Genomic DNA, 7225 nt, shown 5'->3' on the forward strand with positions numbered 1-7225 from the left:
GACTGCAAACAGCTACCAGCACATCTGCTGATGAAATGAAACTGGAAGGCAATATTCAAACTTCTGATACGGAAGATCCCGCGTTGATTGAAAAGATCATTACAGTAAACTACACATGGCCGGTTAAAATTACCTGGGATCATAATGTTGTTACAAAAACGCATACATTTAAAATAACAGGCCTAAAACGGCAATCGGGCTCGGTTACGCCTGTTACCATTAACTGGGATGGTAGTGCTTTAAACGTTGATAAAAAAGGCGATCAGCGTTTTGATGTACCCGCGATAGGCGATTTTAAGGTGCTGAATATTCGTGCAGTGCAGGATAACGACCAATATGTATTGGTACAATTCTCGGATGCTATAATGGTCGGACAGGAATTGAATGGCCTTATTGGAATCGCAAATATAGGCGATGCGGCCTATACCATTGATGGCAGTATGGTTAAAGTATACGCTTCTGAACGCCTACAGGGCGATTACAGCGTGTTTGTAAATGAAGGGGTCGAAAATATCGCTCACAAAAAGATCATTAAAACTTATACCGCTAATGTGTTTTTTGAAAACCGGCTGCCAAATGTAACTATCCCGGGCAAAGGCGTAATTCTGCCCGATTCGGGTAAACTGATGATGCCTTTTGAAGCCGTGAACCTAAAAGCGGTTGATGTGAGTATCATTAAGATATATGRGAGCAACGTACCGCAATACTTTCAAAATAACGATTTTAATGGCGGGCAGGAATTGCGGCAGGTTGGTAAACCTATTGTACAAAAAACCATCAGGCTGGACAAAGATAAAGGGGTAAACCTGAATAAAAAGAACCGTTTTATGTTGGATCTCGACCAGATGATCCGTACAGAACCCGGCGCTATTTACAGGGTGGTTATAGGCTTCAGGCAGGATTATTCGCTGTACAACTGTAGCTTGGGAGGTACGGTAAAAAAAGACGACGACGAGGGGTATGAAGGTGAGGGAGAATACAGCAATAATGCCAACAAGGTAAGTGACGAAGACGATGATTTTTGGTCGAGATATGACAATTTTTACCCTGAAGGCTACAGCTGGCAAGATAAAGATAATGCCTGTACCCCATCCTACTATACCAAAACACGCTGGGCTACCCGCAATATAATCGCATCAAACATTGGCCTGATTGCTAAACGCGGCAATAATAACAACATGCAGATAGCGGTTACTGATATCATGACCGCCAAACCTATGGATGGTGTGGAATTACAGTTACTCGATTATCAAAAGCAGCTGATCTTAAAAACCACATCGGGTTCTGACGGAATGGCCAGCTTTGACCTGAAACGGAAACCATACCTGCTGGTAGCAAAAAAAGGCCGTCAGCGCGGGTATTTAAAACTTGATGATGGGAACTCGCTGCCCCTCTCCCGCTTTAACGTTAGTGGAGAGCAGGTTCAAAGCGGATTAAAAGGTTTTCTTTATGGCGAACGTGGTGTTTGGCGCCCCGGCGACAGTATATTTATGACCTTTATACTGGAAGATAAGTTAAAAACCTTGCCAGCCGATCACCCGGTTGAGTTTGAACTGACAGATCCCAACGGAAAACTTTACAGGCGTATCACGCAAACCAAATCATTGGATGGTTTTTATAGTTTCCATACCGCTACAGAAACATCTTCGCCTACCGGGAACTGGACAGCGCGGGTAAAAGTGGGCGGGGCTCTTTTTGAGAAGAAGATTAAGGTGGAAACCATTATGCCAAACCGTTTAAAACTAAGCCTTACGTTTGGCGGCGCCAATGAACTCACCAAAGGCAACAATGCCAACGGCAAGCTAAGCGCGCGCTGGCTGTTTGGTGGGGCTGCCCAAAACCTGAAAGCCAAAGTTGATGCATTTTTAACACCGCAGACAACCAGCTTTAAAAACTATAAGGATTATGTTTTTGATGATCCTACCCTCGCCTTCAATACCCAAACCCAAACCGTTTTTGATGGCAAGCTAAGCGCTAACGGCAATGCTGATGTTGATGCTAATGTAAACGTAGAGAAACAGGCACCCGGGCAGCTGCGCGCCAACTTTTTGGTAAAAGTATTTGAGCCGGGTGGTAATTTCAGCATACAGCAGGTTACCATGCCATATAATGTTTACCCCGGCTATGTGGGTATCAAAACACCACCGGGCAGCGAACTTTCGGGTATGCTGGTTACCGATAAAGATCACCAGGTTGATATTGCCGATGTTGATGTAAATGGCAACGCTTTTACAGGTACCCGTACTGTTGAATTGGAACTATACAAAGTACAATGGCGCTGGTGGTGGGATCAAACCGGCGATGAGACGAGCAATTTTACCCAGGATAAATACAACAAGCTCATCAAAACCCAAAGCATACAGCTTACAAACGGGCGTGGTAAATGGACATTGCGTATCCCCAAAGCCGATTGGGGGCGCTATCTCATTAAGGTAAAAGACGAACAAACGGGGCACTCAACCGGCAAGATCATTTATGTTGATTGGCCAAACTGGTCGGAAAGGTTGCAGCAAAGTAACCCTACCGAGGCTGCAATGCTCTCCTTTACTTCGGATAAACCTGCTTATAAGGTTGGCGAACAGGCTACTTTAACCATACCTACAGCTGCTGATGGCCGCGCTTTAATCAGCTTTGAAAATGGCAGCAAAGTTTTAAAAACTACCTGGATAGATACCAAAAAAGGGCAAACCCAATACAATTTCACCGTAGATGCGGAAATGGCGCCAAACGTTTTTGTGAACGTGACCCTGCTGCAAAGGCATTCACAAACAATAAACGACCTACCTATCCGCATGTATGGTGCTATACCCCTCACGGTAAACAACCCCGAAACGATATTGAAGCCGGTGATAAGCATGCCGGATAAGATCAGACCCGAAACACAATCGGCCATAACGGTAACCGAGGCATCGGGTAAGGAAATGACCTATACCATTGCCATTGTTGATGAGGGCCTGCTGGATATTACCAATTACAAACTGCCCGATCCGCATGATACCTTTTATGCCCGTGAGGCGCTTGGCGTAAAAACATGGGATCTGTTTGATTATGTGATAGGCGCTTATGGCGGCGGACTGGAACGGATTTTAAGCATCGGTGGCGATGGTAACCTGGGCACCAACAAGAATGTGTCTGTAAACCGATTTAAGCCGGTTGTGAAATTCATGGGCCCGTTTCACCTTGGTGCAGGCGAAAAGCAAACCACGGCCTTTAAACTACCGCAATATGTAGGTTCTGTAAAGGCAATGGTTGTGGCTGGGCACGATGGTGGCTATGGTATTGCCGAAAAAGTTGTGGCGGTTAAAAAGCCGCTGATGATCTTGGCTACTTTACCGCGGGTGTTAGGTCCGGGCGAAAAGGTGCAGCTACCTGTTACTGTTTTCGCTATGGAACCTAATATCAAAACGGTTACCGTATCGGTACAAAGCAATGCTTTCAGCAATCTTGCAGGCAACAATACCAAAACGCTCACTTTTACCAAAACAGGCGATCAGCTGGCAACCTTTGATTTAGATGTAAAGGACTTTGTGGGCGTAGGCAAGGTGAAGATCATCGCCAAAAGCGGATCAGAGACAGCAGCTTATGATGTAGAACTAAATGTGCGCAACCCTAATCCGCCGGTAACCCGCATCTTACAAAAAGAGCTTAAACCGGGTGAAACATGGAGCACTGCTTACCAGGCAATAGGTATAAGCGGTACCAATAAAAACACCATGGAGGTTGCCTCCATCCCACCGCTGAACCTGGATAAACGGCTGGATTACCTGATAGATTATCCCCATGGTTGTGTGGAGCAAACCACTTCGGCAGCCTTCCCACAATTGTATTTGAGCCAGTTGCTTGATCTGTCGCCAAGGCAAAAAGCAGAATCAGAAAGGAATATCAAGGCTACTATTGCAAGGCTCAATGGATTCCAGGTACCCGGCGGCGGCTTAAGCTACTGGCCAGACGGCGGCAGTGCAGATGAATGGGGAACCAATTATGCCGGGCACTTTATGCTGGCTGCGCAGGCTAAAGGTTATAGTATGCCTTTAGGATTTATAGCGCAATGGAAGAAATACCAAAAACAAAAAGCTTTAACCTGGGCGCCAGATAGCAGGAGCTTTTATGGCGATGACCTTAACCAGGCATACCGCCTGTATTTACTTGCTTTAGCCCGCTCGCCAGAATTAGGGGCGATGAACCGTTTACGCGAGTTTAAATATTTAAGTGTAGAAGCTAAATGGCGCCTGGCTGCAGCCTATAAACTGGCCGGCCAACCCGAGATGGGTATAGGGATGATTGCAGGTTTACCAACCTCCATAAAACCTTATAATACCATGTACGGCACTTATGGTTCCGACCTGCGGGATGAGGCAATGATATTGGAAACCCTTACATTGCTTGGTCAACAGGCAAAGGCAGCTGCACAGCTTAGAACTGTAGCTGCAAGGCTTTCGCAGGATGATTGGTATAGTACCCAAACCACCGCCTACTCGTTGATAGCTATTGCGCAATATTGCGGGCAGAATAAGTCATCTGGCAAGATGACCTTTAATTTCCAGTCGGGTGCTGCCAGGGCTGATGTTAGTTCACCGTCCTACATTTGGCAAAGCGCCTTAGCTACAAATGGCGGTAAAGTAACGATAAAGAACTTAGGCACAAACAGACTGTATGTGAGGCTGATACAAAAAGGACAGCCATCATCTGGCCTTGACGTTAAAACGTTTATCGATCCGCGGGTTTTACAGATGCGGGTTGGCTACTTTACCCTTGGCGGTAAGCCGATAGATCCATCTTCATTGAAACAGGGAACCGACTTTGTGGCACAGGTGAACATTAAAAACCCAGGCAGGCGCGGCAGATATGATAACCTGGCACTGAGCCAGATCTTCCCATCGGGATGGGAGATATTGAATAGCCGGATGCTGAACAGTGATGAAGCGTTCAAATCATCCCCATCCGACTACAGGGATATCAGGGACGACAGGGTTAACACCTATTTTAGTTTATCCGAAGGCCGCGAGGTTACCTACTACGTAATGCTGAATGCTGCTTATGCGGGCAGGTATTATTTACCGGCGGTGTATTGCGAGGCGATGTATAACAATTCGATCAATAGTTTGATTAAGGGGCAATGGGTTGATGTGGTGAAGTAAACAGGTGTTCCATCGGAACGGGTGGAACATATGGAACGGGTGGAACACCTTTATACCTCATAATCAACAATATAAGTATTTGCCAAAACGGGGACTGGAACGCACTTATTGCTGACATTCAATAACTTAGCGTTTTTAATAAATCAAGACTATAAGTGTAAACTAACAACAGGACTAATCAGTAAATGTGAAACTTTTTTCAGGACGACACAAAGACTTCCATAACCGTGCCTGCGGTTGGTGTCCTCGCAAATCGCTTATTACTAATTGCAAGGGCAATGTAGAAATGGTTGTTTACAGGACACAAAAAAACAGAATTATAGAGAAAAATCAAGAAATATTTGAGATTAACGTTGATTAATTCAGGAAATTAATTTGCAAACGCATCCAACGCTGCGGTTGGTTTTCCGGAATTATCAAAAGCGCCTAAACCATAGCCCTGCCAGTTATTGTATGACTCCGGCTCCCAATAAAAAACGCCCTTGCCGCCATTGTTATTAACGGATTTTACTTTGCTGATGATATCTGAAAGAAAAGCCTTGCCCTCTGTTGGCGCATCGGCCTCCATCCCTACTTCAACAACCATAACCGGGGTTGAATAACGCGAAACCATATCGTTCATGTTGGCTAAACACTGCGTAGTGAGGGTTTGCCAGTTTGTTTTTGATGGATAAAGCGACATACCTATAATATCCCATTTGGCGCCGTTAGCTTTCAACCCATCAAACATCCAACGGAAAAGATTATTATCATAACCGTTGGAGAGATGCACAATTACCTGCGTTGCAGGGCTCACCTCTTTAACTGCCGCGTAACCGCTTTTAACAAGGGCGGCAAAATTAGCCATGCTTTTTGAGGCGCGGCCATCCTCCCATAGCATGCCGTCGTTGGTTTCGTTGCCTACCTGTGCCCATACCGGTGTTATGCCATTGTCTTTTAGCGTGTTCATCACACTTTTGGTATAATCGTGCAAGGTGGTAGTGAGCGTGGCAAAATCAAGGGCGACCCAGGGGGCGGGTTTGGTTTGTTTACCAGGATCAGCCCACCAATCGCTATAATGAAAATCTATCATAATTTTAAAACCCTGAGCCTTTGCACGAATAGCTTTTGCCACCAGGTCGGCAGTGTTACAGTAACCATCTTTTGGATTAACCCAGGCCCGCAGCCTTATAGCATTAAAACCCAGGCTCTTTAATAATACAAAAAGATCCTGTTGGGTACCGTTCTTATCATAAAACTTAATGCCTTTAGCTTCCATTTCGGTTACCCAGCTGATATCTGCACCCTTGGCGATGATTTCTGGTGGTTCAATTATAACTACGGGAGTATTTGTCTTGCTTTTTGAGCAGGAAAAACTCAGACAAAACAGGATCAAAAAACATGAGCACAAGATCTTCTTCATATTAACACGAATTTCACGAATTGGTTCGAATTTCACGAATTAGATTTCGGCACAAATTATAATGCAAAATGTGTAAAACAATTAATTCCGTTAGTATTTGTGTTAATTCGACTCAATTCGTGAAATTCGTGTTAATCCAATTCGTGAAATTCGTGCCTATAAAATTCGTGTTTAATTATAGTTTACCTGTTCTTGAAGGAGCGTTAAGTGTTGATACATAATTAAAGCTTTGGGTTTGATCGCCCAGCTGAATCCTGAACTCCCCTGCTTCGGTAACGGTTTTGCTTACATCGTTCACAAAAGCCAGGTCTTTAGGAGTAATTTTAAAGCTTACTGTTTTTGTTTCACCAGGTTTTAGCGAGATCTTATCATAAGCCCTTAAGCGTTTGGTATCCGGCGCTATACTGGCATATAACTGGCTGATATATAACAATACAGATTCTTTACCTTCCAGCTGCCCGGTATTTTTTACGTCAACAGTGATTGTTAACGTTTCATTATCTTTCAGCTCTGGTTTGCTGATGTGCAGGTTATTGTAGCTGAAAGTGGTATAGCTTAAACCGTAACCAAATTCATACAATGGATTGTAACCGTGTTTATCATCCGGATTACCATTCTCTAAATTTTTGCGGTAATAGTTGTTTAACGAATTAGTGAAACGCGGATAAGTTATAGGCAACTTACC

General features: G+C 44.5%; 3 protein-coding genes. 1 reads left to right on the forward strand and 2 read right to left on the reverse strand.

Annotated elements, in window-relative coordinates:
* Window positions 1-5138 (forward strand): alpha-2-macroglobulin family protein (locus tag AC1DPZ_RS18685; RefSeq protein WP_477406182.1); only part of this gene is annotated, 5138 nt, incomplete at its 5' end.
* Between the two features lie 370 nt (window positions 5139-5508).
* Here AC1DPZ_RS18685 and AC1DPZ_RS18690 read toward each other — a convergent pair.
* Together AC1DPZ_RS18690 and AC1DPZ_RS18695 are read right to left on the reverse strand one after the other, a co-directional pair.
* Window positions 5509-6540 (reverse strand): glycoside hydrolase family 53 protein, encoded by a 1032-nt coding sequence (locus tag AC1DPZ_RS18690; protein ID WP_477406184.1) that lies wholly within the window; start codon window positions 6538-6540, stop codon window positions 5509-5511.
* Between the two features lie 175 nt (window positions 6541-6715).
* A partial coding sequence (locus AC1DPZ_RS18695) for a fibronectin type III-like domain-contianing protein (RefSeq protein ID WP_477406186.1) occupies window positions 6716-7225 on the reverse strand: 510 nt, incomplete at its 5' end.

The sequence above is a fragment of the Mucilaginibacter sp. P4_G9 genome, assembly GCF_056400985.1.

Excerpts from the sequence above, each read along its gene's own strand:
- AC1DPZ_RS18690 (WP_477406184.1), bottom strand. The coding sequence starts at position 6,540 with ATGAAGAAGATCTTGTGCTCATGTTTTTTGATCCTGTTTTGTCTGAGT.